The organism is Bifidobacterium santillanense, assembly GCF_018555385.1.
GTDB classification, from domain to species: domain Bacteria; phylum Actinomycetota; class Actinomycetes; order Actinomycetales; family Bifidobacteriaceae; genus Bifidobacterium; species Bifidobacterium santillanense.
Genome location: NZ_JAFEJS010000002.1, coordinates 26,574 through 53,183 on the forward strand (window position 1 = coordinate 26,574; position 26,610 = coordinate 53,183).

Consider the following 26,610-nt stretch of genomic DNA (forward strand, 5'->3'; position numbering starts at 1 on the left):
CGGCCTAGTAGCTCGCGTCCATCGGGTCGTCGCCGAAGAGCGTCTCGCGCTCCTCGTGGCTGGTGGTGCGCGAATCGAGCCAGCCGTAGGGCAGATGGACCTTCTTGGCGAAGCGCACGCGGCCGCGCGGCTTGTCGATCACGCGGGGCGGGAACTCCACGTCCGGGTCGAGCCGGCCGATCTCGCGGTCGACGTCCTCGAGGCTCTCGCACTCCATGAACGCCTTGCGCGTGGACCCGCCGACCGGGAACCCCTTGAGGTACCAGGCGATGTGCTTGCGCAGATCGTGCACGGCCATGCGCTCGTCGCCGTCGTAGAACTCGACGAGCAGACGCGCGTGGCGCGAGATCACGCGGCACACCTCGCCCAGCGTGGGGTTGAACCGTTCGTCGGAGCCTTCGAACGCGTGCCTGATGTCGGCGAACAGCCACGGGCGCCCCTGGCAGCCGCGGCCGATGGCCACGCCGTCGCATCCGGTCTCGGCGATCATCGCCAGGGCGTCGTCGGCGCCCCAGATGTCGCCGTTGCCGAACACGGGGATCTCGAGGCGCTCCTTGAGCTCGCCGATGCGGCTCCAGTCGGAGTGCCCGCCGTAGTATTCGGCGGTGGTGCGCGCGTGCAGGGTGACGGCCTTGCAGCCCTCCTCCTGCGCGATGCGGCCGGCCTCGAGGAAGGTCTCGTGGTCGTGGTCGATGCCGACGCGGATCTTCGCGGTGACGGGGATGTCCGCCTCGCCGCACACCCTGACCACGCGGCGGATCACGTCGGTGAAGATGTCGGTCTTCCACGGCAGGGCCGAGCCTCCGCCGCGGCGCGTGACCTTGGGCACGGGGCATCCGAAGTTCAGGTCCACGTGATCGGCCATGTGCTCGTCGACGACGATCCTCGCCGCCTGTTCGACGATCGCGGGGTTCACGCCGTACAGCTGCAGCGAGCGCACGCGCTCGGTGGGCGCGAAGCGGCACAGTCGCAGGGCCTTGGGGTTGCGGGCGACGAGCGCGCGGGCGGTGATCATCTCCGCCACGTACAGCCCGTCGGGCCCGTACTCCTCGCACAGCACGCGGAACGGCCAGTTGGTGACCCCCGCCATCGGCGAGAGCACCACCGGCGTCGGCACCTCGATCGGACCGAGCCTGACGGGTTTGACGGCGCCGGCGACCGTCGGCGCATCGATGGCATGACGCGGCGAGCGCGGGTCCTGCCCCGTGAGGCAGTCGCCGCGCTCGTCGATCGTGATTTCGTTGTCGGAAGTCACTTAGTACAGACCACCGGCTTCGTTGATCTTCACGGAATCCGGCCAGGCCTCGCCGCCCATGGCGACGGGCTTCATCGGCACGCGGCTGCGGTGCTCGCCGATGCGGGAGTCCACGTACTCGGCGACCTTGTCCAGGGAGACGCGCTCCTGGTTCATCGTGTCGCGGTCGCGGATGGTGACGGCCTGATCGTCGAGGGTGTCGAAGTCGACGGTGATGCACAGCGGGGTGCCGATCTCGTCCTCGCGGCGGTAGCGGCGGCCGATGGCGCCGGACTCGTCGTAGTCGATCATCCACTCGTGCTGGCGCAGGTCGGCGGCCAGGTCCTGGGCGACGGACTGCAGCTCCGGCTTCTTGCTCAGCGGCAGGACGGCGGCCTTGACCGGAGCCAGGCGCGGGTCGAGACGCAGGACGGTGCGCTTGTCGACGCCGCCCTTGGTGTTCGGGGCCTCGTCCACATCGTACGCGTCGACGAGGAAGCACATCAGGGAGCGGGTCAGGCCGGCGGCCGGCTCGATGACGTACGGGACGTACTTCTCGCCGGTGGCCTGGTTGAAGTAGCTCAGGTCCTCGCCGGAGTGCTTCGCGTGCGCGGACAGGTCGAAGTCGGTGCGGTTGGCGACGCCCTCGAGCTCGCCCCAGTCGGAGCCCTGGAAGCCGAACTTGTACTCGATGTCGACGGTGCGCTTGGAGTAGTGGGCCAGCTTGTCCTTCGGGTGCTCGTAGTGACGCAGGTTCTCCGGCTTGACGCCGAGGTCCAGGTACCACTGGGTGCGGGCGTCGATCCAGTACTGGTGCCATTCCTCATCGGTGCCGGGCTCGACGAAGAACTCCATCTCCATCTGCTCGAACTCGCGGGTGCGGAAGATGAAGTTGCCGGGCGTGATCTCGTTGCGGAAGGACTTGCCCATGTTGGCGATGCCGAACGGCGGCTTGGAACGCGAGGAGGTCATCACGTTCTTGAAGTCCACGAAGATTCCCTGCGCGGTCTCCGGGCGCAGGTAGTGCAGGCTGTTCTCGTCCTCGACCGGGCCGAGGTGCGTGCGCAGCATCATGTTGAAGTCGCGCGGCTCGGTCCACTTGCCGCGGGTGCCGCAGTCGGGGCACACGATGTCGGCCATGCCGTTCTCCGGCAGCTTGTCGCCGTGCTTCTCGGCGTAGGACTCCTGGAGCTTGTCGGCGCGGTTGCGCTTGTGGCAGTTGAGGCACTCGACCAGCGGGTCGTTGAACACGGCGACGTGGCCGGAGGCGACCCACACCGGGGTCGGCAGGATGATGGACGTGTCGACGCCGACGACGTCGGGGCGGGTGACGACCATCGAACGCCACCACTCGCGCTTGATATTGTCCTTCAGCGCGACGCCGAGCGGGCCGTAATCCCAGGCGGAACGGGTACCGCCGTAGATCTCGCCGGCGGGGAACACGAAACCGCGACGCTTCGCGAGGGATACGACTTCATCAAGTTTGGACTGAGCCACAATGCACCTTCTGGTTTGAACGGTTTGGGGTCTTACAACCGCTTCAGATTACCTGCATACGCCGACCGGGCGGGACCGGACGGCGCCATGCGGGAACGGCGCGGATCCGGCGCCTCCGCCGGACGTCGGGACATGGTCGCGGGAGCCCGCTTTTACCACGCGGACGCGCTACCCGCAAGAGTCCGAACACGCATGTGTGCGATTGCGTCACATTTTTGTCCATGTTGACGCATAGCGTCAGGATCAATAACACAGACATGCAGGGGAACCCGCGGCACTCGGCGGGTTGAGATGGGCGTGAGACCCGACCCTTTGAACCTGTTGGTTAAGACCAGCGTAGGGAGCAGTGAATCATGAGCGACTCATCGCATATCCATCGCAACGAACGCGATATCGATTCCCCTTATAACGGGTCCGGAGACGACGCCGACGGCCTCGCCGACGTGCGCTCGCGCATCAGGGCGGCGGCCGAGGCGGTGCGGTCCACGACTCCGATGGCGCAGTCGTTCACCAACTTCGTGACCATCAACCTCGTGGCCAACGCGCAGCTCGCGGCGGGAGGCACCGCGGCGATGAGCTTCCTGCCGGACGACGTCATCGACACGGCCGCCATCGCCGGCGCCGACTACGTCAACGTCGGCACGCTGCTGCCGTTCTACAAGGACGCGCTGCCGAGGATCGCGCGCGCGTTCCACAAGTCCGGGCACAAGTGGGTGCTCGACCCGGTGGCCGCCGGCATCGGCTCGACGCGCACCGAGATCCTGCGCTCCTTCCGCGCCGCTCCCCCGACCGTCGTGCGCGGCAACGCCTCCGAGATCATCGCCCTGGCGACGATGTGGGGGCTGATCGCCCCCGACGACGCCACCCGTCCCGCCGGCGTCGAGTCCGTCGACGAGGTGGACGCGGCCGTGGACGCGGCGAGGCGTCTGGCGCGCTTCCTCGCCGCGTCCGCGCCGAACGGCGGGGCGGCCGTGGCCGTCTCCGGCGCCGTCGACCTCGTGACCGACGGCGACGTCGTCTACCGCCTGCCCGGCGGCAGCGCGATGATGACGAAGATCACCGGCGCCGGCTGCTCGCTCGGCGGCGTGACCGCGGTCTACCTCGCGGTGGCCGATCCGCTGACCGCGGCGCTCGCCGCGACCGCGCTGTACAACCGCGCCGGCGAGATCGCCGAGACGCGCTCCCACGGCCCGGGATCGTTCCAGGTCGCGTTCCTCGACGCCCTGTGGAACGTGACGGCCGACGAGGTCGCCTCCTCCCCCATTCAGGTCTCCTGACGCCCGACGGGCGTGTGCGTGCGGACCCGACGACGGCGTCCGCACGGTCGCCCCCGGTTCTCGTCAGGGGCCGTCGAAACCACCCACACTTCCATCAACCAACCCAAAGGAAGACAAACAATGAGCAACGAATACCCGTACGCGTCGATGCGCGACAGCTTCGACCTGTCCGCCTACTTCGTGGTGGGCCCCGAGGACTGCAAGGGCAGACCGCTGACCGACGTGGTCGATCAGGCCCTGCGCGGCGGCGCGACCTTCGTCCAGCTGCGCGCCAAGAAGGCCGATGCCTCCGAGTTGACCGACATGGCCCGCGACATCGCGCAGATCATCGAGGACAACGAGAAGTCCGACTCCGTGGCCTTCGTCATCGACGACCGCGCCGACGTGGTCTGGCAGGCCCGCCGCAAGGGCATCAAGGTCGACGGCGTGCACATCGGTCAGACCGACATGGAGCCGCGCGAGGCCCGCGCCCTGCTCGGCGACGAGGCGATCGTCGGCCTGTCGGCCGAGACCGAGAGCCTGGTCAAGCTCATCAACGAGCTTCCCGACGGCTGCATCGACTACATCGGCGCCGGCCCGCTGCACGTCTCCACCACCAAGCCGGAGGCCTCCGTGGGCGGCAACGACGGCTCAGGCAAGACGCTCGACGCCGCGCAGATCAACACGATCTGCTCCGCCTCCGAGTTCCCGGTCGTCGTCGGCGGCGGCGTGACCGCGGCCGACATGGACATGCTCGCGAGCACCAAGGCCGCCGGCTGGTTTGCCGTCTCCGCCATCGCCGGCGCCGAAAACCCCGAGGAGGCCACCCGCGCGATGGTCTCCGGCTGGAAGGCCGTGCGCGGCGATGCGAGGCACGGCTACGCGCCGCGCATCGTCACCCACACCCCGGCCGCCGACACGCAGGCCGCCCAGGAGGGCAACGCCGCCGCCGGCGCCGAGGCCACCGAGAGGAAGTTCACCAACGCCAAGCAGGCGAAGGACGCGCAGAAGCTCGCCAAGCAGCAGCGCGTCGACATCGCCGCCCGCGGTTCCAAGCAGCGCGACAAGGCGCACATCCGCAAGACCAAGTCCGTGCCGTTCTCCTACGAGTACGGCTCCTACGACCTCGAGGTGCCGTACACCGAGATCAAGCTGTCCGACACCCCGGGCGTCGGCCCGAACCCGCCGTTCCACGACTACAACACCGAGGGCCCCAAGTGCGATCCGAAGGAGGGTCTGAAGCCCCTGCGCCTCGACTGGATCCGCGACCGCGGCGACGTCGAGGAGTACGAGGGCCGCCGCCGCAATCTCGAGGACGACGGCAAGCGCGCCATCAAGCGCGGCCGCGCGACCAAGGAATGGCGCGGACGCTCGCACCAGCCGATGCGCGCCAAGGACCACCCGATCACCCAGATGTGGTACGCCCGCCACGGCATCGTCACCCCGGAGATGAAGTACGTGGCCGAGCGCGAGAACTGCGACGTGGAGCTCGTGCGCTCCGAGCTCGCGGCCGGCCGCGCCGTCATGCCGTGCAACATCAACCACCCCGAGGCCGAGCCGATGATCATCGGCAACCGCTTCCTGACCAAGCTCAACGCGAACATGGGCAACTCCGCCGTGACCTCGTCCATCGACGAGGAGGTGGAGAAGCTCACCTGGGCCACCAAGTGGGGCGCCGACACCGTGATGGACCTGTCCACCGGCAACGACATCCACACCACCCGCGAGTGGATCCTCAGGAACTCCCCCGTCCCGATCGGCACCGTGCCGATGTACCAGGCGCTCGAGAAGGTCGAGGACGACGCCTCCAAGCTCAGCTGGGAGCTGTTCCGCGACACCGTCATCGAGCAGTGCGAGCAGGGCGTCGACTACATGACCATCCACGCCGGCGTGCTGCTGCGCTACGTGCCGCTGACCGCGAACCGCGTCACCGGCATCGTCTCGCGCGGCGGCTCGATCATGGCCGACTGGTGCCTGCGTCACCACCAGGAGAGCTTCCTGTACACGCACTTCGACGAGCTGTGCGACATCTTCGCCAAGTACGACGTCGCGTTCTCGCTCGGCGACGGCCTGCGTCCGGGCTGCCTCGCCGACGCGAACGACGCGGCCCAGCTGAGCGAGCTGATGACCCTGGGCGAGCTCACGCAGCGCGCCTGGGACAAGGACGTGCAGGTCATGATCGAGGGCCCGGGCCACGTGCCGTTCGACACGGTCCGCATGAACATCGAGCTGGAGAAGGCCGTGTGCAAGGGCGCCCCGTTCTACACCCTCGGACCGCTGACCACCGACACCGCGCCGGGCTACGACCACATCACCTCCGCGATCGGCGCCACCGAGATCGCCCGCTACGGCACCGCGATGCTGTGCTACGTGACCCCGAAGGAGCATCTGGGCCTGCCGAACAAGGATGACGTCAAGCAGGGCGTGATCGCCTACAAGATCGCCGCCCACGCCGCCGACATCGCCAAGCATCACCCGCACGCGCAGGACCGTGACGACGCGATCTCGAAGGCCCGCTTCGAGTTCCGTTGGCTCGACCAGTTCAACCTGTCCTACGATCCGGACACCGCGATCGCGTTCCATGACGACACCCTGCCGGCCGAGCCGGCCAAGATGGCGCACTTCTGCTCGATGTGCGGCCCGAAGTTCTGCTCGATGGCCATCTCGCAGAACATCCGCAAGGCGTTCGGCGGCGAGGCCGCCCAGCAGCGGATCGTCGAGGAGTCCATCGCCGGCGTGCCCGCCACCGCCCAGCCGACCGCGGCCGACGGCGTCGTGTCCGCCAACGTGCTGAGCCCCGAGGAGATCCGCGCCGGACTCGACCAGATGAGCGAGAAGTACGCCGCCCAAGGCAACAAGCTCTACTCGACCGCCACCGAGTGACGGAAGTGACCGTCGGATCGGCATAGCACGATCCGCCATAGAGAGAGGGGCGTGTCTCGTCCGATGACCTTCCACATCGGGCGCGGCGCGCCCCTCTCGCCGTATGGTTGGTCCGCCGGCCTATCCGCGGTGCGCCCGCAGCTCGGGCCGGCGTTCGACGCGTTCGAACGCGGTCGTGAGGTCGTCCGCGCGGATCGCGCCGCGGCGGTCCTTGGCGGCGACGAGCGCGGCCTCGGTCCAGATGGCGCACACCTCGGCGCCGCTCCAGCCCTCGGTGCGCCGGGCGATGTCCGCGAGGGGCAGCTCGCCCTCGGTGGCGAGGGTCCTCGCCTGCACGCGCAGGATCGAGAGCCGGTCGTGCTCGTTCGGCATCGGGAACGGGATCTGCCAGTCGAAGCGGCCCGGGCGCAGCAGCGCCGGGTCCACGTCCTCAATGCGGTTGGTCGCGGCGACGACCACCACGTTGCCCTTGGACGCGAAGCCGTCCATCAGGGTCAGCAGCTGGGCGACCAGCCGCTTGCCGACGCCGTTCGTGTCGGTGTCGCGCGAGGAGGCGATCGAGTCGATCTCGTCGAAGAAGATGATCGCGCGTTTGTCCGCCTGCGCGGCGGCGAAGATCATGCGCAGCGTCTCCTCGCTGTCGCCCACGTACTTGCTCACGATCGTGGGGCCGGAGACCAGATAGAACTGCGCGTCGGCCACGTTGGCGATGATGCGCGCCAGATGCGTCTTGCCGGTGCCGGGCGCGCCGGTGAAGATCACGCCCTTGATGGGCTTGGCGCCGATCGCGCGCATCTGCTCGCTGTTGCCCAGCTGCGTCTCGATGAGCTCCTTGGCGCGGGTGATGACCTGCTCGTAGCCGCCGAACGAGTCGAACGTGAGTCCCGGGTCGGTGCCGGGCGTGATGCGGTACTGCTTGATGTCGTCGTCGTGGTCGGATTCGCCGGGGCGGATGGGCGTGGGCCACAGCACCCGTTCGATGCCGAACAGGTCGGTGAACTCCACGGTGTTGCCCGGCATGATGCTCGTCGGATAGTCCCCCTCGAGCAGTTCGAGGCCGTCGGAGGTCTCGAGCACGACGCAGTCCTCCAGCGCGCGGCGCACGACGCCGACGCGCGGTCTGACCGGCCACACGTCCGCCGGCACCTTCGTGTAGAAGCCGTCGCCGACGAGCAGCACGTCGCCCACGTCGAACACCTCCTGACGCGGGAACGTCAGCTGCGTGGTGCGGCCGTTGGGCATCACCGCGTAGTACGCGACGCGTCCCTCGTCGAATCCGGTGATGCGCGCGAGCACGCCGTCGCGGCGTAGCACGTCGTTGGACATGGGCTCTCCCTTCCTTGTTCTCGAAGCCCCTCCATCACATCACAGGAACGGCGAATAATCAAGGAAAACCAAGGGAAAAACAGGTGCGGAAACCGCTTGCGTTGACTAGACTGAAAGCCATGTCATCACATGCATCAACCACCCTTCCCCCCGTACTCGCGATCTCCGGTTCGGACTCGTCCGGCGGCGCCGGCATGCAGGCCGACTTGAAGACCATGCTCGCCAACGGCGTGTTCGGCATGAGCGCCATCACCGCGCTGACCGCGCAGAACACCACCGGCGTGCGCTCCATCCAGGACACCGAGCCGAACATCCTCGCCGACCAGATCGACGCCGTGTTCGAGGACATCCCGCCGGTCGCCGTCAAGATCGGCATGGTCTCCGCCACCGACATCATCGACGTGATCGCCGATCGCCTCACCTTCCACCACGCCACGAACGTGGTGCTCGACCCGGTGATGGTCGCCACCTCCGGCGCGAAGCTCATCAGCGACGACGCGATCGCGGCCCTGACCTCGAAGCTGTTCCCGCTGGCGACGGTCATCACGCCGAACATCCCCGAGGCGCAGGTCCTGTCCGGACTCGAGATCACCGACGCCGATTCGATGGAGCGCGCGGCGAGGGCTCTGACCGAACGCTACGGCTGCGCGGCGCTCGTCAAGGGCGGCCACCACACCAACGACGCGAACGACGTGCTCGCCGAGACGGACGGCACGATCACCTGGTTCGACGGCGACCGCGTGGACAACCCGAACACGCACGGCACCGGCTGCACACTGAGCTCGGCGATCGCCTCGAACCTCGCCAAGGGCGAGGCGCTGCCCGAGGCGATCCGCCACGCGAAGGACTACCTGACCGGCGCGTTGAAGGCGATGCTCGACCTGGGGCAGGGTTCGGGCCCGATGGATCACGCCTGGGCCTGGAGGTGACGGACATGACGACGCAGCACCAGAACCACGACGCGTCGGACGCGCTCAACACCGTGTCCGACCGTTTCGCCGTTAGGCAGGAGGTGCCGATCGACCCGAGGACCGGCAAGCCGTACCTCAACACCGTGGCCGCCATTCAGGTGTCGGTCACCGGCGCCGGCTCCGAGGTGTCGCCGTACGTCACGCAGGCCATCGAGGTGATCCGCGACTCGGGGCTCCCGCAGGAGACCAACGCGCTGTTCACCGACGTCGAAGGCGATCTGGACGACGTGCTGCACGTGGCCGGCGAGGCCGCGAAGAAGCTCGCCGGGCAGGGCTACCGCACGAGCCTCGTGCTCCACATGGACATCCGCCCCGGCTTCACCGGACAGCTCGCCGAGAAGCCGAAGCTCGCCGATGCGATCATCGCCGAGCGCAGGGCCGGACGAGGCGAGACCGACGGGGCCGACGGAGGCGACGAGACCGCGCAGCGTTCCGTCGGCTGATGTCTTTCTTCCCGATCCCGACCCGGCGTCCCCTGATCGGTCCGGAGGCCGAGTCGGGATCGACGCGAATGGGGGGATGCACCGCGAAGGCGCATCCCCCCATTCGTATGTCCGTATCGCTTCCGTCAGGCGTCGATGCCGTATTCCTTGGCGATGACGTTCCACAGATCGTCGGCGGCCTGTTCGACCTTCTCGTTGACGATGGTCACGTCGAATTCGCTTTCGGCGGCGAGCTCGATCTTGGCAGTCTCGAGGCGGCGCCGGCGCTGTTCCTCGGTCTCGGTGCCACGGCCGGTCAGGCGACGCACCAGCTCGTCGAAGCTCGGCGGCGCGATGAACACGGTCATCACCTCGAGTCCGAGTTCGGCGGCCTTCTCCTTGACGCGGCGTGCGCCCTGCAGATCGATCTCGAGGATCGTCGGCGTGCCGACGGCGAGATGCTCCTCCAGCGGCTTGAGCGGCGTGCCGTAATGGGCCATGCCGTGCACCAGCGCGGTCTCGAGGAACTCGCCCGCCTGTTCCTTGGCGGCGAACTCGTCCTCGCTCATGAACCAGTAGTTCACGCCGTTGACCTCGCCGGGGCGGGGATCGCGCGTGGTGGCGGACACGGACACCCACACCTCGGGATGCTTCTTACGCAACGCCACCTCGACGGTACCCTTGCCGACGCCGGCGGGGCCGGTGAGCACGAGCAGTCGGCCGCCGTGCAGCGCATCGGCGTCCGCATCGGACGATGTCTCGGCGACGTCCGCCGACGTTCCGGTCGGCGTGGGGGCGGCGGTATCGGTCTGATCTGCGATGGCGTCTTCGGTCACGGTGTTCGTTCCTTGATGATCGTTCGTATGGTCGCGCTTCCCGCCCATGTCGATGATGGTGGACGAGGAATGCGTGGTGTGCACGGGCTGACCCGGGTGCCGGGTCTCCTCTTCCTTCCGCTCCTGCTCCTCGTCGCCGATCCTGGTGGCCTCGAGCAGCGCCTGGCGCACGTCCAGCGCGATGGCCTCGGTGGCCTCGGACAGGGCGGAGATGTCCGGTCCGTGGGAGGCGATGAAGCGGGAGACCGTCACCAGGACGTTGCCCTTGGTGCCCTTGAACACGGTGCGCAGATCCTTGGCCTCGGCGCCCTGCCAGCCGTAGCCGGGAGACAGGATCGGGCCGGTGAACTTGGCCGGGTCGACGCCGGTCTCGTTGATCCACTGGCCGATGGTGGCGCCGATGATCAGGCCCACCGAGCCCATGCCCTCGATGTTCTCGTTGTGCTTCTGGGCGGTGGCCGCGATGCCGTAGGCCACCGTCTTGCCCTCGAAGTCACCGGTCTGTCGGATGGCGGACTGCAGGCTCTTGCCCTCCTCGTTGGAGGTCAGGGAGGCGATGAACACGCCTCGGCCGTTGTCGAGCGCCTCGTCGATCAGGCCCTGCAGCGAACGCGCGCCGTAGTACGGCAGCAGCGTGATCGCGTCGGCGCGCAGCGGCGCGCCGGGCTTGAAGTAGGCGTCGGCGATGGCCGAGATCGTGGTGGAGAGGCCGCCGTGCAGGCAGTCGACGATCGTGATGACGCCCATCTGACGTGCCGCGTACAGCACGCGTTCCAGCGCCGCGAAGCCCTTCGAGCCGTAGCGCTCGAACATCGGCAGCTGGAACTTGACGGCGGCGGCGCGGCCGTTCGCGGCCTGCAGCATGCGCATGGAGTACATCTCCGCGCCGTCGGCGTCAACGTTGTAGCCCCAATCGGTCAGGAGCTTTCGGTGCGGGTCGATGCCCACGCACAACGGACCGTACTTGTCCATCGAATTGCGCAGACGCAGACCGAAGTCCGAGTGCCGCGCGAGTCGTTCCTTGTCCTGTTCCTCTTGGGTGCTGGCGTTCATCGCGATTCCTTTCGCCTATGTGAACCTCTTGCCGTATGCCTTAGAAGTCCTTGCTTTCCAACGCGAACAGCTGCTTGGAGTGCTCCTGGATGCTCATGATCTGGTAGTCGTTGCGCTTGACCGCCTCGATGGCCAGCAGCACCGCGGAGAACTCGGTGATGGTGGTGAACTGCGGCAGATCGGCGGCGATGGCGGCGGCTCGGATGGAGTAGCCGTCGGAGCGCGATCCGCGCGAGTTCGGGGTGTTGAGGATCATGTCGATCGCGCCCTCCTCGATGAGCTCGACGACGTTCTTGCCGACGGAGCCCTCGGCGTGCACGACCTGAACCGGAGCCTCCGGATCGGAGTCCACGCGGGTGGAGATCTTGTCCACGATCTTCGACTCGATGCCGTAGCGGCGCAGCACGGAGGCGGTGCCCTCGGTGGCCCAGATGGTGAATCCGAGCTCCTCGAGACGCACGGCCATCAGCGGCAGCTGTCGCTTGTCGGTGTCGTTGACGGAGATGAACACGTTGCCGTGGGTCGGCAGACCACCCTCGTACGCGGCGAGCTGGCTCTTGGCGAACGCGTGCGGGAAGTCGCGGTCGAAGCCCATGACCTCGCCGGTGGAGCGCATCTCGGGTCCGAGCAGGATGTCGACGGTCTTGCCGACGGGCGTGCGGAAGCGCTTGAACGGCAGGACGGACTCCTTGACCGCCACCTGCTGGCCGCGGTGCATGACGCCGCCGTCGCCCTTGGGCAGCAGCAGACCGTTGGCGCGCTGGTCGGCGATGGTCTCCCCCGCCATGATGCGGGCGGCGGCCTTGGCCAGCGCCACGCCGGTGGCCTTGGAGGCGAACGGCACAGTGCGGGAGGCGCGCGGGTTGGCCTCGATGACGTACAGCGTGTTGGCCATGAAGGCGTACTGCACGTTGATCAGACCCCTGACGTCGCAGCCCTTGGCGATGGCGTAGGTGCCCTCGCGCAGACGACGGATCTGGTCGTCGGACAGCGTCGACGGCGGCAGGGTGCACGCGGCGTCGCCGGAGTGCACGCCGGCCTCCTCGATGTGCTCCATGATGCCGCCGATGTACAGCTCCTCGCCGTCGAACAGCGCGTCGACGTCGATCTCGATGGCGTCCTGCAGGAACTTGTCGATGAGCAGCGGGGAGGGGAGCCTGCCGGAGACGACCGTATCGGCCTTGGCCTCGGCCAGTGCGCGGTTCACGTACTTCTCGAGCTGGGCGTTGTCGTAGACGATCTCCATGCCGCGGCCGCCGAGCACGTAGCTCGGACGCACGAGCACCGGGTAGCCGATGGAGTGGGCGGCCTCCTGGGCCTCCTCGAGGCTCAGGGCGGTGCCGTAGCGCGGCGCGTTCATCTTCGCCTTCTTGAGGACCTCGCCGAACAGCTCGCGGTTCTCGGCCAGATCGATGGCCTCCGGGGTGGTGCCGAGGATCGGCACGCCGGCGGCCTTGAGGCGCGCGGCGAGCGAGAGCGGGGTCTGGCCGCCGAGCTGGACGATGACGCCCTTGACCGGGCCCATCCTCTTCTCGGCCTCGTAGATCTCGAGCACGTCCTCGAAGGTGAGCGGCTCGAAGTACAGGCGGTCGGAGATGTCGTAGTCGGTGGACACGGTCTCCGGGTTGCAGTTGACCATGATCGTGTCGTAGTCCTTGCCGAGCTCCTGCACCGCGTGCACGCAGGTGTAGTCGAACTCGATGCCCTGGCCGATGCGGTTCGGGCCGGAGCCGAGGATGATCACGGCCTCGCGCTCGCGCGGCTTGACCTCGGTCTCGTCCGCGTAGCAGGAGTAGTAGTACGGCGTGGCCGCGTCGAACTCGGCGGCGCAGGTGTCGACCGTCTTGTACACGGGCTTGAGGCCGTAGGTCCAGCGCAGCTCGCGGATCGTGTTCTCGCCCTCGTCGCCGAGACCGCGCAGGTGCGCGATCTGCAGATCGGACAGGCCGGCCAGCTTGGCGCGGCGCAGCAGCCTGCGGGTGAGGGTTTCGGCCTCGCGCACGGCCTGGGCGGTCTCGTTGATCAGCGTGAGCTGCTTGAGGAACCAGCGGTCGATCTTGGTGGACTCGTACAGCTGCTCGATGGTCGCGCCGCCCCAGATGGCGCGCATGAGCTCCAGATAGCGGTTCTCGGTGGGCGTGTGGATGGCCGTGAGCAGCTCGGCGACCTCGTCGGCCGACGGCTTCTCGCCGTCCCAGCTGAAGCCCATGTGGCGCTTGTCGATGGAGCGCATGGCCTTGCCAAGAGACTCCTGGAAGTTGCCGGCCAGGGCCATGGCCTCGCCGACGGACTTCATCGAGGTGGTCAGGGTCGGGTCGGCGCCCGGGAACTTCTCGAACGCGAAGCGCGGGACCTTGGTGACGACGTAGTCGATGGTCGGCTCGAAGGAGGCCGGCGTGGACTGGGTGATGTCGTTGCGGATCTCGTCAAGCGTGTAACCGAGGGCCAGCTTGGTGGCGATCTTGGCGATCGGGAATCCGGTGGCCTTCGAGGCGAGGGCGGACGAGCGGGAGACGCGCGGGTTCATCTCGATGACGATGATGCGGCCGGTCTGCGGGTGGATGGCGAACTGGATGTTGCAGCCGCCGGTGTCGACGCCGACGCCGCGGATGATCGCGATGCCGATATCGCGCAGCTTCTGGTACTCGCGGTCGGTGAGGGTGAAGCAGGGGGCCACGGTGATGGAGTCGCCGGTGTGGACGCCGACCGGGTCGACGTTCTCGATCGGGCAGACGACCACGACGTTGTCCTTGCGGTCGCGCATGAGCTCGAGCTCGAACTCCTTCCAGCCCTCGATGCCCTCCTCGATCAGGACCTCGTCGGTCGGCGAGTAGTGGATGCCGGCGCCGGCGATGCGGTGCAGCTCCTCCTCGTCGTGCGCGATGCCGGAGCCGAGGCCGCCCATCGTGAAGCTCGGGCGGACGACCAGCGGGTAGCCGAACTCGTCGGCGATGCGGTCCACCTCGGCGAGCGTGTGGGCGATGCGGGAGCGGGCGGATTCGGCGCCCGCCTCGTCGACGACCTTCTTGAACAGCTCGCGGTCCTCGCCGCGGTCGATGGCCTCGAGGGAGGCGCCGATCAGCTCGACGTTGTACTTCTTGAGCACGCCGGCCTCGCCGAGCGCCATCGCGGCGTTCAGGGCGGTCTGGCCGCCGAGGGTCGGCAGCAGCGCGTCAGGGCGCTCCTTGGCGATGATCTGCTCGAGGATCGGCGTGGCGATCGGCTCGATGTAGGTAGCGTCGGCCATCTCCGGATCGGTCATGATGGTGGCCGGGTTGGAGTTGACGAGGATGACGCGGATGCCCTCCTCCTTCAGGACGCGGCATGCCTGGGTGCCCGAGTAATCGAACTCCGCGGCCTGACCGATCACGATCGGGCCGGATCCGATGACCATCACGGATTTGATGTCGGTGCGCTTCGGCATATCACTTACCTTCCTTGGAGTTGGCGCGCTCCTGGCGCGGGTTGTTCTTCATGAGCTCGCAGAAACGGTCGAACAGGTAGGCGGCGTCGTGCGGGCCGGCGGCGGCCTCCGGGTGGTACTGCACGGAGAACGCGGGGATGTCCACGCACTGCAGGCCCTCGACCACGTCGTCGTTGAGGTCGATGTGGCTGACGAAGACCTTGCCGTACCTGCCGTCCTCGAACGGGGCGTCGACGGTCTCGCCGATCGGCGCGTCGACGGCGAAGCCGTGGTTGTGGGCGGTGATCTCGATCTTGCCGGTGGTCATGTCCTTGACCGGCTGGTTGACGCCGCGGTGGCCGAACTTGAGCTTGTAGGTGCCGAAGCCGAGCGCGCGGCCGAGCAGCTGGTTGCCGAAGCAGATGCCGAAGAACGGGTAGCCGGCGTCCAGGACCTTGCGCAGCAGATCGACCTCCGGGCCGGCCTGCTCCGGGTCGCCCGGGCCGTTGGAGAAGAAGACGCCGTCCGGGTTGAGATCCTCGATCTGCTCGAACGTGACGGTGGAGGGCACGACGTGCACGCGGCAGCCGCGCTCGGCCATGCGGTGCGGGGTCATCGCCTTGATGCCGAGGTCCACCGCGGCCACGGTGTACAGCGGCTCCCTGCCCTCGAACTCGCCGCACGGCTCGATGGTGTAGGCCTCCTTGGTGGAGACCTCGTCGTACAGGCTCAGGCCCTGCATCTGCGGGGTGTCCCTGACCTGCGCGAGCAGCTCGTCGATCTCCCTGACGCGGCCGGACTCGTCCACGAGCGCGTCGCCGGAGAAGATGCCGGCGCGCATGACGCCGGCGGAACGCAGGTGACGCACCAGCTTGCGGGTGTCGATGTCCGCCAGGCCCACGATGCCGTTGGCCACGAGGTCGTCATCGAGGCTGCCTTCGGCGCGCCAGTTGCTCACGTTCGGCGAGGGGTCGCGCACGACGTAGCCGGCGACCCAGATGCGCGAGGATTCCGGATCCTCGTGGTTCACGCCGGTATCGCCGATGTGGGGGAAGGTCTGCACCACGATCTGACGGTCGTAGCTCGGGTCGGTGAGCGTCTCCTGGTAGCCGGTCATGCCGGTGGAGAACACGATCTCGCCCGTGGTCGCGCCGCGGGCGCCGTAGGGCTCGCCCACATACACCTGCCCATCCTCCAACACAAGGACAGCATCGTCCTTGCCATAGTTCGCGTTCTCGCTCACCAAAACCCCCTTTTCCGCTTGGGTATCCTAACTGTAGGTTATAGGCCAGCGCAGACTCACACGCGCGGAAAACGCGCATGAATCCTCCTGCCTTCGCTGGCGAAAGGCTCATGGATCGTCAACGGGTCCTTCGCCCGTCGCGAAGGTCCCCGTTCACAAAAACGCCTCCCGTATTACGGGGAGGCGTTCAATGAAAAATCAGTCGATCGGCTTTTCCTTGGCCGTGGTGATGGCGGACAGCAGTCCGTGGATGAATGCGGGCGAATCGTCGTCGCACAGCGTCTTGGCGAGCGACAGCGCCTCGTCGATGGCGACCTTGTCCGGTACGTCATCGTTGAAGAGGATCTCCCATGCGGCGATGCGCAGGATGTTGCGATCGACGACACCCATACGCTTGACCTTCCACCCGGTGGAATGCTCATCCAGGGTGGAGTCGATCTCGCTCAGATGCTCGGCCACGCCACGGACGAGGTCGATGGCGTACTCGGGCAGCGGCGTCTGCGCGCCGGGAGTCTCGATGCGCTCCTCGAGCAGGGACAGGATGTCCTGACCCTTCTCGTCCGCTTCATACAACGTGTTCAGAGCCCTTTTGCGGGCGGTGGAACGTGCCATTGCAGCTTCAGGTCCTTTGCTTTACCGGTATCGACTAATGGGACTGGGTGTGGAACCGAAGAGGAATCAGTTCTCGCGGCCCAGGTAGGAGCCGTCGGCGGTGTTGACCTTGACCTTCTCGCCCTCGTTGATGAACAGCGGGACCTGGATCTCGGCGCCGGTCTCGACGGTGGCCGGCTTGGTGCCGGCGTTGGAGCGGTTGCCCTGCAGGCCCGGCTCGGTGTGGGTGATCGTCAGGACGACGGAGGCCGGCAGCTCGACGTTCAGCGGGGTGCCGTCGTGGAAGGACACGACGCAGTCGGTGCCCTCGAGCAGGAACTTGCTGTCGACGAGGGTCTTCGGGACGTACACCTGATCGTAGGTGGTCATGTCCATGAACACGAAGTTGTCGCCGTCCTCGTAGGAGTACTGCAGGTTGCGGTTGTCGACGGTCTCGAACTCCATCTTCATGCCCGCGTTGAAGGTCTTGTCGACGATCTTGCCGGACAGGACGTTCTTGATGGTGGTGCGCACGAAGGCGGGGCCCTTGCCCGGCTTGACGTGCTGGAACTTGAGGACGGTCCACAGCTGGCCGTCAAGGTTCAGAACGGAACCGTTCTTGATGTCATTGGTAGTCTGTGCCACGTTTACTCACCTATGTTTCTTGATTCAGGGACAAACTCGAAAATTGCCTTGGCTATTATGCCATCACCCCTCTACCGCGACACAGTCCGCGTATGTCCGCACGACGGGAGGGTGCCACGGTGCCCGCCGCCGGATACGGAAGAACCCCGGGTCCTTACGGAACCCGGGGTTCTTTCAACGCGCTAGTTCAAGCGTGTCAATCGATCGCTGAACGAAATCAGGCGATGATCTTGGTGACACGGCCCGAGCCGACGGTGTGGCCACCCTCACGCACGGCGAAGGTCAGGCCCTCCTCCATAGCGATCGGCTGGATCAGCTCGACCGTGAAGGTCGCGTGATCGCCAGGCTGAACCATCTCGACGCCTTCCGGCAGCTCGATGACGCCGGTGACGTCGGTGGTGCGGAAGTAGAACTGCGGACGGTAGTTGGAGAAGAACGGCGAGTGACGGCCACCCTCATCCTTGGTCAGAACGTAGACCTCACCCTCGAACTTGGTGTGCGGGGTGACGGAGCCCGGAGCAGCCACGACCTGGCCACGCTCGACATCCGTACGGCCGAGGCCACGGAGGAGCAGACCGGTGTTGTCGCCAGCCTCGCAGGAGTCCATCGTCTTGTGGAAGGTCTCGATGGAGGTGACGGTGGTGTTCTGGGTCGGGCGGATGCCGACGATCTCGACCGGGGAGTTGACGGCCAGCTGGCCACGCTCGACACGGCCGGTGACGACGGTACCACGACCGGAGATGGTGAAGACGTCCTCGATCGGCATCAGGAACGGCTTCTCGAGATCGTGGACCGGGGTCGGGATGTACTCGTCGACGGCGTCCATGAGCTTCTTGATCTGCTCAACCCACTTCTCGTGGTCCGGAGCGTCATCGTGCAGAGCGCCGTAGGCGGAGACGTGGATGACCGGGCAGTCGCGATCGAAGCCGTTCTCGTCGAGAAGGTCACGGACCTCTTCCTCAACGAGCTCGATGAGCTCCTCGTCCTCGACCATATCGCACTTGTTCAGGGCGACCAGGATCTTCGGGACGCCGACCTGACGGGCGAGCAGGACGTGCTCGCGGGTCTGGGCCATCGGGCCGTCGGTGGCGGCCACAACGAGGATAGCGCCATCCATCTGGGCAGCGCCGGTGATCATGTTCTTCACGAAGTCGGCGTGGCCCGGGCAGTCCACGTGAGCGTAGTGACGCTTCGCGGTCTGGTACTCGATGTGGGCGATGTTGATGGTGATACCACGCTGCTGCTCCTCCGGAGCGGCATCGATCTGGTTGAAGTCGTACTCCGGGTTGAGGTCCGGGTACTCCTCGTGCAGCACCTTGGAGATGGCCGCGGTCAGAGTGGTCTTGCCGTGATCGACGTGGCCGATGGTACCGATGTTAACGTGCGGCTTAGTACGCTCGTACTTTTCCTTTGCCATTACTTTGTCCTCCTGGACGTTTCGTAGGGTTACTGGGTTTCTGGGTTTCGTGCCACATTGAGAAGCCAGAACCCAGTCAGCGGTACACGATATTACCGCTGACTGGAGACTGACCGCAAATCAACGTAGCTACGCGTGTCACTCGCCGCGCTGGGCCTTGATGATCTCGTCGGAGACCGACTTCGGGACCTCGGCGTAGGAATCCATCTGCATGGAGAACATGGCGCGGCCCTGGGTCTTGGAACGCAGATCGCCGATGTAGCCGAACATCTCGGACAGCGGGACCTTGGCGTCGATGACCTTGACGCCGGTGGCGTCGTTCATGGACTGGATGTTGCCACGGCGCTGGTTCAGATCGCCGATGACCTCGCCCATGTACTCCTCCGGAGTACGGACCTCGACGGCCATGATCGGCTCGAGGATGACCGGCTTGGCCTTCGGAGCGGCCTCCTTGAAGCACATGGAGCCCGCGAGCTTGAAGGCCATCTCGGAGGAATCGACCGGGTGCATCTGGCCGTCGGTGACGGTGGCCTTGACGCCCACGACCGGGAAGCCGGCCAGAATACCGGATTCCATGGCCTCCTTGACGCCGGCCTCGATGGACGGGATGAACTCCTGGGAGATGTGGCCGCCGGTGACGGCGTTCTCGAACTCGAAGGTCTTGCCCTCGGTGGTGTCGAGCGGCTCGAAGTTCATCAGGACCTTCGCGAACTGGCCGGAACCACCGGTCTGCTTCTTGTGCGTGTAGCCCTGGTCCATGACGGCCTTGCGGATGGTCTCGCGGTAGGCGACCTGCGGCTTGCCCTGGGTGCACTCGACCTTGAACTCGCGGCGCATACGGTCGACGATGATGTCGAGCTGGAGCTCGCCCATGCCGGCGATCAGGGTCTGGCCGGACTCCTCGTCCGTGGAGACCTGGAAGGTCGGATCCTCCTCGGCCAGCTTGGCGAGGGCGATGCCCATCTTCTCCTGATCGGCCTTGGTCTTCGGCTCGACGGCCACCTGGATGACCGGCTCCGGGAAGGTCATGGAGTCGAGGGTGATCGGGGCGTCGATGGCGCACAGGGTGTCGCCGGTGGTGACGTTCTTCAGACCCACGAAGGTGTAGATGTTGCCGGCCTCGGCGGCATCCACCGGGTTCTCCTTGTCGGCGTGCATCTGGAAGATCTTGCCGACGCGTTCCTTCTTCTCACGGGTGGAGTCGAGCACGGAGTCGCCCGGCTTGACGGCGCCGGAGTAGACGCGCACGAACACGAGCTTGCCGTAGAACGGGTGGGTGGAGATCTTGAAGACCAGAGCCGAGAACGGATCGGAGGTGACCGGCTTGCGGTCGATCTCGACGGACTCGTCGCCGGGCTTGTAGCCCTTGATGGCCGGCACGTCCTCCGGGGACGGCAGGTAGTCGACGACGCCGTCCAGCATCGGCTGAACGCCCTTGTCCTTGAAGGCGGAGCCGCAGAAGACCGGGAAGGCCTTCTTCGCGATGGTCAGCGCACGCACGCCGGCGCGGATCTCCTCCTTGGACAGCTCACCGGACTCGAAGAACTTGTCCATGAGCTCGTCGTTCGCCTCGGCCGCGGCCTCCACGAGCTGCTCGTGGTACTCCTCGGCCTTGTCGGCGAGATCGGCGGGGATGTCGGTGACGTCGTACTTGGCGCCGAGGCCCTCGGTGCCGTTCCAGACGTAGGCCTTCATCTCGACCAGGTCGACGACGCCGGAGAAGTCGTTCTCGGCGCCGATCGGAAGCTGCATGACGATCGGGGTGGCGCCCAGCTTCTCCTTGATGGTGTCGACGGAGTAGTAGAAGTTCGCGCCGAGCTTATCCATCTTGTTGATGAAGCAGATACGCGGAACGCCGTACTTGTCAGCCTGACGCCACACGGTCTCGGACTGCGGCTCCACGCCTTCCTTGCCGTCGAAGACGGCGACGGCGCCATCGAGCACGCGCAGGGAGCGCTCCACCTCGGCCGTGAAGTCCACGTGGCCCGGGGTGTCGATGATGTTGATCTGGAACTTGTCCTTGGTGTCGTGGGACTGACGGTTCCAGAAGCAGGTGGTGGCGGCGGACTGGATGGTGATGCCGCGCTCCTGCTCCTGAGCCATGAAGTCCATCGTCGCGGCGCCATCATGCACCTCGCCGATCTTGTAGCTCTTGCCGGTGTAGTACAGAATACGCTCGGTGGTGGTGGTCTTACCGGCATCGATGTGAGCCATGATGCCGATGTTGCGGATCATGTGGAGATCCGAAAGGACGTCTAGCGCCATGAGTTTTCCTTAACTCTCGTTCTACTTGAATTACCAGCGGTAGTGAGCGAAGGCCTTGTTGGCCTCTGCCATCTTATGAGTATCCTCGCGACGCTTGACAGAAGCGCCGAGGCCGTTGGAGGCGTCCAGGATCTCGTTGGCGAGACGCTCGGCCATGGTCTTCTCGCGGCGGGCGCGGGAGAAGTCGGTCAGCCAGCGCAGGGACAGGGTGTTGGCGCGGTTCGGCTTGACCTCGACCGGGACCTGGTAGGTGGCGCCACCGACGCGGCGGGAACGCACCTCGAGGGACGGACGGATGTTGTCCAGAGCGCGCTTGAGGACGGCGACCGGCTCCTGGTCGGTCTTCTCCTTGACCATGTCGAGCGCGGAGTAGACGATGTCCTCGGCGATGGACTTCTTGCCGTCGAGCAGGATCTTGTTGATCAGCTGCGCCACGACGGTCGAGCCGTAGATCGGGTCGGGCAGAACGACGTGCTTCTTAGCGGGGCCTTTACGTGACATATCTCTTACTTCGCCTTCTTTGCTCCGTACAGGGAACGACCCTGCTTACGATCCTTGACACCCTGGGTATCGAGCGCGCCACGCACGATGTGGTAACGCACACCCGGGAGATCCTTCACACGGCCGCCGCGCACGAGCACGATGGAGTGCTCCTGCAGGTTGTGGCCCTCGCCCGGGATGTAGGCGGTGACTTCGATGCCGGAGGACAGGCGGACACGAGCGACCTTACGAAGAGCCGAGTTCGGCTTCTTCGGGGTGGTGGTGTAGACACGGGTGCACACGCCGCGACGCAGCGGGCTGCCCTTGAGCGCCAAAGTCTTCGACTTCTTCGGCTTCGGCGAACGTCCCTTACGGACGAGCTGTTCGATAGTAGGCAACTTGAATTCTCCGATTCAGTGTTATCTCTTGCTTCCGTGAGGCCCGCGACGCAGTGGACCACACTCCCCTGAAAGCTCCGGGCGCACCCGAATCGGAAAGAAAGTCAGCCACTGCCCACCGGCCCGATGGCCCGCTCGTCTCTCGCCGCCGCATTGCTGCGCGCGATTCATGCGATTCGCGGGATATCCCAGCCCGCACACCTGTCACATAAGGCATGCCGCTGGCACACACGAATATCTATATTACGTCGGAGCGCGACAAACGACACGCCGTGACGCAGCCGCCGACGGAGCCCGACGGGGTCTCGGCGGAAAACGGAAAAGCCCCGAGGCATTTCGCCTCGGGGCTCCCGATGGGGTGGCTAACGTGGCTCGAACACGCGACCTTCTGAACCACAATCAGATGCTCTACCAACTGAGCTATAGCCACCATGTGCTCTCCACCGGCTTTCGTCGGTGTTGGACAACGAGTGGTTACTATACAGGAGTTTCCGGGGCTGTCCAACTCCGGCGTGTCGCGCTCGCCCGGAGCGCCGGACATCATCGAAAAATGTTCGTTTCCACACATCGATAACGCTCACATGTTCGCTTTTGTCCATTTCATCAAATCACATCAAAGCACTACGGAACATTGGCATCGAGCACCATAAATGAGCCGACTACATGCGTGTCGATGTTCGGAATTGAGGTATACTGCAAGTGAAGGCCGGAGTTTAAGATCGGCCGAGAATTCGGCAGGTCGCAACGAGGCGCAGAAAGTCGTAAGACCGCAGGCGCAACGCCTTCAAGATAACTGAATACGGCGAACCTCGGTTCGCGGGTCTGGGCGGCGCAGGTCATACGGCGCAGGCGCCGGGCCGCCGATCTAACGATGGTTTGTACTGTGTGAGCCGAAGCGTCGCGCAATGCGGTGCGACGTCAGGCAGGATGAGGCGAACGTTCCATCACCTCCTTCCCCATACAGAGTGGCCCCGGAATTTTTCCCTTCGGTTCCGGGGCCACTCTTTTGCCTCGCGGCGCCCGTGACCCAACATCACCCGACCGATACACACGTCAGACGCATTCGGGTCATACACTCGTGACCATGCTTTCCTTCGAAAACGATTATTCGCGCGCCGCGCACCCCGCGATCCTGGACACGCTCGCTCGCATCAACGACAACCTCTACCCCGGCTATGGCTCCGACGAGATCTGCGCGTCCGCCAAGGAGAAAATCCGCGCCGCGTGCGGCAGGCCGGATGCGGACGTGTGGTTCATGGTCGGAGGCACGCAGACCAACCAGGTCGTCATCGACGCCATCACCCCGTCCTACGCGGGCGTCGTCACCGTGGAGTCCGGACACCCGAACGTCCACGAGGCCGGCGCCATCGAATACTCCGGACACAAGGTGATCGCCCTCCCCCACCATGACGGCAGGATGGACGCCGACGAGCTGGACGACTACTGCGCCACGTTCTACGCGGACGGCAACCACGAGCACATGGTCTTCCCCGGCTGCGTATACGTCTCCATCGCCACCGAATACGGCACGATGTACTCTAAGGCCGAGCTCGAACGCCTTGCCGAGGTTGCGCACAAATACGACATGCCGTTCTTCGTCGACGGCGCGCGCCTGGGCTACGGTCTGACCTCCACCGGATGCGACGTGACGCTGCCCGAGCTGGCGGACATCTGCGACGTGTTCTACATCGGCGGCACCAAGGTCGGCGCGATGTTCGGCGAGGCCGTGGTGTTCACCAAGCGCAATACCCCGAGGCATTTCCTCACCATCGTCAAGCAGCACGGCGCGCTTCTGGCCAAGGGCTTCCTGCTCGGCGTCCAGTTCGACACGCTGTTCACCGACGACCTCTACTTCCGCATCGCGCGCAACGCCAACAAACAGGCGGACCGCATCCGCGGGGCGCTGCGCGAGAAGGGCTACACGCTGACCTTCGACGCGCCGACCAACCAGATCTTCGCCACGCTCGACCAGCCGACCATCGAACGGCTGGAGCGGAACGTGCGTCTCGGCTTCATGGAGAAGGCCGACGACACGCACACCGTAATGCGCATCTGCACCAGCTGGGCCACCACCGACGAGGAGACCGACGCCCTCATCGCGCTGCTGTAGCGATGGCCTCGCGTTCCATGTCGACGAACCTGTGGACGGACGCCTCCACCGAGTAGTGCTCGCGCGTGTGGGTCGCGTATTCGGCGCCCCACCGCGCGAGTTCGGACGGATGGTCGATCCACCAGTCGATGCGTCGGGAGAGCAGAGCCGCATCGCGCACGGGGAACAGCGATTCGTCGAGCAGCGCGAACTGGCTCGCCGCGGACAGCTCCGATGCGGCGATCACCGGCACGAGACCGCTCGCCATCGCCTCGATGACGCTCACCGATTCGATGTCGGCGATCGAGCAGTGCACGAACAGATCGCACGATCTGAGCAGCGCGGGCATGTCGGCGTTGCGGTGGAAGCCGATGTCGGCCCTGCGCTTGAGCCGGCGGTGCGCGCGGAACGTGAGGTAGCGCTTGAGCGGCCCGGTGCCGGCGATGACGAGCTGGATGTCGCCGGCGTGACGGCTCATCGATATCGCCTTGATGAGCGTGATCTGGTCCTTCTCGTGCGCGAGACGCCCGGAGGCGACGACGCGGAACGGCACATGCGCCGGCGCCGACGGATCGGCGGGCTCGCGTGCGGTGAAGCGCGGCGAGTACCCGTTCGAGATCACGTGCAGCGTGCCCCGGTACCCGTGCTCGCGCAGCAGGCTCGCGGTCATCTCGGTGGGCGTGTGGATGTGGTCGATGCGCTTGTACAGCCACTGGCGGAACAGCCAGTAGAGAAACCTCTCCGCGCCCGGGACGTAGCGCAGCGGCCCGGCCGAGTACAGCACGTTCTCCGGCTGCAGGTGGAATCCGGCGGTCACGGGGATGCCCATCTGACGGGCGACCTTCGCGGCGCGGCGTCCGAATTTGAACGGCATGTAGACATGTACGACGTCGACGCCCCGGAACGCCGTGCGGAACAGCGTGTCGCTCGGCTCGGCGAACTGCATCTGCTGTTTGGCGGCCACCCATGAGACCAGGGGCACCCTGTTCACGCGCGCCGGGTACTCGGGGGCGCCGATGCCGACGAGACGCACGTGATGTCCCTGACGCTCCAGTTCGGCTGCCCATTGCAGCGCCGAATTGGAGGTGCCGTTGCCCTGGTTGCCGACCGTGTCGACCACCAGCGCGATGGTCAGCGGGCGGTCGATGCCTTCCTCTTGCCCGTATTCCCCGTGTGCTTCCTCAACTCCGTGTTCACGCATTGCTCCAGTCTACGACTTCAGGACGCGCCCGATATGGGAGACGGCCTCGTAGAGGTCGGGCTCGGGTCTGAGGAGGCTGAAGCGCACATAGCCGTCGGAATGCGGGCCGAAGCAGGAACCGGGGATGACTGCGACGCCGGCGTGCTCGAGCAGCCATGTCGTGAACTCGTCGGAGGTGCCGTACCCTTCGGGCACGCGCGCCCATAGGAAGAGGCCGCCATGGACCTCGACCACGTCGAGCCCGTCCTCGCACAGTCCGTCGGAGAGGACCTGCGCCCGGTGGCCGTACGTTGCGGCCAGCCGGGCGACGGACCTGAGATCGCCGTTCAGCGCCACGGCGCCGGCCCGTTGGATGACGCTCGGCGCAAGAACGGTGGTCTGGCGGTGCACGGCCTTGGACGCCGCGAGGATGTCGGCATTGCCGGCGATCCATCCGCCACGCCAGCCGGCGACCATGAACATCTTCGACAGGGAGCCGAGTTCGACGGCCACGTCCGCGGCGCCCGGCGTCTCGAGGATGCTGGGCGACGGCTCGTCGCCGAACTCGATGCCGGCGTAGGCGAAGTCGTTCACGACCGCGAACCGGTGCTCGTGCGCGAGCGCGACGACCCGTTCGTAGAATTCGGGGGTCGCGACGGCGCCGGTCGGATTGTTCGGATAGTTGAGGATCAGCAGCTTCGCACGGTCCCACAGGGCGGGATCGACGGCGTCGAGGTCGGGCAGGAACCCATGCGCCGGATCGGCGGGGATCGTGGCGAATGCGCCTTTGGCGACGGCGGTCGATCCTTCGTACTGCGGGTAGTACGGGTCGACGGCCACGACGAGGTCGCCCTCGTCAATCAGCGCGTCGATCACCGTGGAGATGCCGACGGACGCACCGGCGACGGCGAGGAGATCCGTCCGCTCGTCAAGGGCGACGTCGTAGCGTTCGCCGTACCAGTCGCGGATCGCGGCGAGGTATTCGGGGATGCCGTCGAACGGCGGATAGCGGAAGTAGGACGGGTCGTGCGCGGCGTGGGCGAGCGCGTCCTGCATGAACGCGGGCGGAGTGCCGTCCGGATTGCCCTTGGACAGGTCGATGACGTGCCGTCCGGCGCGGATCGACGCCGCGACGCGCGCGTCGGCCTCGGCGAACGGGTTCGGCGGCAGTGCCGTCGCCCTTCGCGAAATCAGATTTCCGATGAACGACGGATCGCCCTTCCCCATTGCAACCCCTTGCAGACCCCTTGAGAAACGTTGGCCCGATCGTCAGTACCGACCGACCGGTGACATTCACTCTATGAGGGGCCCGTTCCGGCCGCAATGGCGTGTCTATACGCGCTGCTTATAGCCCGTTACCGACCGGTGGATTCTCGGGGCGAACGGGCCGCGACGAGTTCCACGGGCGATGCGAGAATATC

Annotated in this window: 18 protein-coding genes, 1 tRNA gene, 2 pseudogenes and 1 riboswitch; of the genes and pseudogenes, 5 read left to right on the plus strand and 16 right to left on the minus strand. The window is 66.1% G+C overall.

Annotation, left to right across the window (positions count from 1 at the left end):
- Positions 1–4: 4 nt before the first annotated feature.
- The gene (gene dusB / locus JS528_RS02750) at positions 5–1,255 is read right to left on the minus strand and encodes a tRNA dihydrouridine synthase DusB (protein ID WP_214357593.1); all 1,251 of its coding nucleotides are present in this window, start codon (positions 1,253–1,255) and stop codon (positions 5–7) included.
- Complete coding sequence (locus JS528_RS02755) at positions 1,256–2,731, minus strand: glycine--tRNA ligase (RefSeq protein WP_214357594.1); 1,476 nt, start codon at positions 2,729–2,731, stop codon at positions 1,256–1,258.
- Between the two features lie 251 nt (positions 2,732–2,982).
- A riboswitch (TPP riboswitch) is annotated at positions 2,983–3,091 on the plus strand.
- Here JS528_RS02755 and thiM point away from each other — a divergent pair.
- Together thiM and thiC are read left to right on the plus strand one after the other, a co-directional pair.
- Positions 3,085–4,008 carry a hydroxyethylthiazole kinase gene (gene thiM, locus JS528_RS02760; RefSeq protein ID WP_214357595.1) on the plus strand — a complete coding sequence of 308 codons (924 nt, stop codon included), beginning with the start codon at positions 3,085–3,087 and terminating at the stop codon, positions 4,006–4,008. (Overlaps the previous riboswitch by 7 nt.)
- A 120-nt stretch (positions 4,009–4,128) precedes the next feature.
- Complete coding sequence (gene thiC / locus JS528_RS02765; RefSeq protein WP_214357596.1) at positions 4,129–6,870, plus strand: phosphomethylpyrimidine synthase ThiC; 2,742 nt, start codon at positions 4,129–4,131, stop codon at positions 6,868–6,870.
- Positions 6,871–6,990: 120 nt separating this feature from the next.
- On the opposite strand, the gene JS528_RS02770 is transcribed toward thiC, so the two are convergent.
- Positions 6,991–8,196 carry an ATP-binding protein gene (locus JS528_RS02770; RefSeq protein ID WP_214357597.1) on the minus strand — a complete coding sequence of 402 codons (1,206 nt, stop codon included), beginning with the start codon at positions 8,194–8,196 and terminating at the stop codon, positions 6,991–6,993.
- A 119-nt stretch (positions 8,197–8,315) separates the two neighbouring features.
- Between JS528_RS02770 and thiD the strand changes: the two genes are divergently transcribed.
- Positions 8,316–9,125 carry a bifunctional hydroxymethylpyrimidine kinase/phosphomethylpyrimidine kinase gene (gene thiD / locus JS528_RS02775; RefSeq protein WP_214357598.1) on the plus strand — a complete coding sequence of 270 codons (810 nt, stop codon included), beginning with the start codon at positions 8,316–8,318 and terminating at the stop codon, positions 9,123–9,125.
- A gap of 5 nt (positions 9,126–9,130) precedes the next feature.
- Positions 9,131–9,547: pseudogene (locus tag JS528_RS02780) on the plus strand (thiamine-binding protein); the annotation flags it as partial.
- 188 nt (positions 9,548–9,735) lie between these two features.
- On the opposite strand, the gene gmk reads toward JS528_RS02780, so the two are convergent.
- From gmk to JS528_RS02835, 11 genes and pseudogenes are all read right to left on the minus strand, one after another.
- Entirely contained in the window at positions 9,736–10,320 is a 585-nt protein-coding gene (gene gmk / locus JS528_RS02785) for a guanylate kinase (RefSeq protein ID WP_240541302.1), read from the minus strand.
- Positions 10,321–10,548: 228 nt separating this feature from the next.
- Positions 10,549–11,478: pseudogene (pyrF, locus tag JS528_RS02790) on the minus strand (orotidine-5'-phosphate decarboxylase); the annotation flags it as partial.
- Between the two features lie 40 nt (positions 11,479–11,518).
- Positions 11,519–14,902, minus strand: coding sequence for a carbamoyl-phosphate synthase large subunit (carB, locus tag JS528_RS02795; protein ID WP_214357600.1), 3,384 nt, complete (start codon positions 14,900–14,902; stop codon positions 11,519–11,521).
- Between the two features lies 1 nt (position 14,903).
- Positions 14,904–16,124, minus strand: a complete 1,221-nt coding sequence (gene carA, locus JS528_RS02800; protein WP_338069760.1) for a glutamine-hydrolyzing carbamoyl-phosphate synthase small subunit — start codon at positions 16,122–16,124, stop codon at positions 14,904–14,906.
- A gap of 198 nt (positions 16,125–16,322) precedes the next feature.
- A complete protein-coding gene (nusB, locus tag JS528_RS02805; RefSeq protein WP_214357602.1) occupies positions 16,323–16,736 on the minus strand; it encodes a transcription antitermination factor NusB in 414 nt (137 codons plus the stop codon).
- 66 nt (positions 16,737–16,802) lie between these two features.
- Complete coding sequence (gene efp / locus JS528_RS02810) at positions 16,803–17,360, minus strand: elongation factor P (RefSeq protein WP_214357603.1); 558 nt, start codon at positions 17,358–17,360, stop codon at positions 16,803–16,805.
- 217 nt (positions 17,361–17,577) lie between these two features.
- Positions 17,578–18,777, minus strand: coding sequence for an elongation factor Tu (tuf, locus tag JS528_RS02815; protein ID WP_214357604.1), 1,200 nt, complete (start codon positions 18,775–18,777; stop codon positions 17,578–17,580).
- A gap of 138 nt (positions 18,778–18,915) precedes the next feature.
- Positions 18,916–21,042 (minus strand): elongation factor G, encoded by a 2,127-nt coding sequence (gene fusA, locus JS528_RS02820; protein ID WP_214357605.1) that lies wholly within the window; start codon positions 21,040–21,042, stop codon positions 18,916–18,918.
- A 30-nt stretch (positions 21,043–21,072) separates the two neighbouring features.
- Positions 21,073–21,543, minus strand: coding sequence for a 30S ribosomal protein S7 (rpsG, locus tag JS528_RS02825; protein ID WP_033518539.1), 471 nt, complete (start codon positions 21,541–21,543; stop codon positions 21,073–21,075).
- Between the two features lie 5 nt (positions 21,544–21,548).
- Positions 21,549–21,920: a 30S ribosomal protein S12 gene (rpsL, locus tag JS528_RS02830; protein ID WP_003825774.1), complete on the minus strand. Its 372-nt coding sequence runs from the start codon at positions 21,918–21,920 to the stop codon at positions 21,549–21,551.
- 354 nt (positions 21,921–22,274) lie between these two features.
- A tRNA-His gene (locus tag JS528_RS02835) sits at positions 22,275–22,350 on the minus strand.
- A gap of 654 nt (positions 22,351–23,004) precedes the next feature.
- Between JS528_RS02835 and JS528_RS02840 the strand changes: the two genes are divergently transcribed.
- The gene (locus tag JS528_RS02840; RefSeq protein ID WP_214357606.1) at positions 23,005–24,030 is read left to right on the plus strand and encodes a threonine aldolase family protein; all 1,026 of its coding nucleotides are present in this window, start codon (positions 23,005–23,007) and stop codon (positions 24,028–24,030) included.
- Here JS528_RS02840 and JS528_RS02845 read toward each other — a convergent pair.
- The gene (locus JS528_RS02845) at positions 24,014–25,210 is read right to left on the minus strand and encodes a glycosyltransferase (RefSeq protein WP_214357607.1); all 1,197 of its coding nucleotides are present in this window, start codon (positions 25,208–25,210) and stop codon (positions 24,014–24,016) included. The two genes, JS528_RS02840 and JS528_RS02845, sit on opposite strands and share 17 nt — an antisense overlap.
- A 9-nt stretch (positions 25,211–25,219) precedes the next feature.
- The gene (locus tag JS528_RS02850) at positions 25,220–26,416 is read right to left on the minus strand and encodes a pyridoxal phosphate-dependent aminotransferase (protein WP_214357608.1); all 1,197 of its coding nucleotides are present in this window, start codon (positions 26,414–26,416) and stop codon (positions 25,220–25,222) included.
- Between the last annotated feature and the right edge of the window lie 194 nt (positions 26,417–26,610).

Excerpts from the sequence above, each read along its gene's own strand:
- thiM (WP_214357595.1), top strand. The coding sequence starts at position 3,085 with ATGAGCGACTCATCGCATATCCATCGCAACGAACGCGATATCGATTCC.
- thiC (WP_214357596.1), top strand. The coding sequence starts at position 4,129 with ATGAGCAACGAATACCCGTACGCGTCGATGCGCGACAGCTTCGACCTG.
- tuf (WP_214357604.1), bottom strand. The coding sequence starts at position 18,777 with ATGGCAAAGGAAAAGTACGAGCGTACTAAGCCGCACGTTAACATCGGT.
- fusA (WP_214357605.1), bottom strand. The coding sequence starts at position 21,042 with ATGGCGCTAGACGTCCTTTCGGATCTCCACATGATCCGCAACATCGGC.
- thiD (WP_214357598.1), top strand. The coding sequence starts at position 8,316 with ATGTCATCACATGCATCAACCACCCTTCCCCCCGTACTCGCGATCTCC.
- rpsG (WP_033518539.1), bottom strand. The coding sequence starts at position 21,543 with ATGTCACGTAAAGGCCCCGCTAAGAAGCACGTCGTTCTGCCCGACCCG.
- carB (WP_214357600.1), bottom strand. The coding sequence starts at position 14,902 with ATGCCGAAGCGCACCGACATCAAATCCGTGATGGTCATCGGATCCGGC.
- JS528_RS02770 (WP_214357597.1), bottom strand. The coding sequence starts at position 8,196 with ATGTCCAACGACGTGCTACGCCGCGACGGCGTGCTCGCGCGCATCACC.
- JS528_RS02850 (WP_214357608.1), bottom strand. The coding sequence starts at position 26,416 with ATGGGGAAGGGCGATCCGTCGTTCATCGGAAATCTGATTTCGCGAAGG.
- nusB (WP_214357602.1), bottom strand. The coding sequence starts at position 16,736 with ATGGCACGTTCCACCGCCCGCAAAAGGGCTCTGAACACGTTGTATGAA.
- JS528_RS02840 (WP_214357606.1), top strand. The coding sequence starts at position 23,005 with ATGCTTTCCTTCGAAAACGATTATTCGCGCGCCGCGCACCCCGCGATC.
- JS528_RS02845 (WP_214357607.1), bottom strand. The coding sequence starts at position 25,210 with ATGCGTGAACACGGAGTTGAGGAAGCACACGGGGAATACGGGCAAGAG.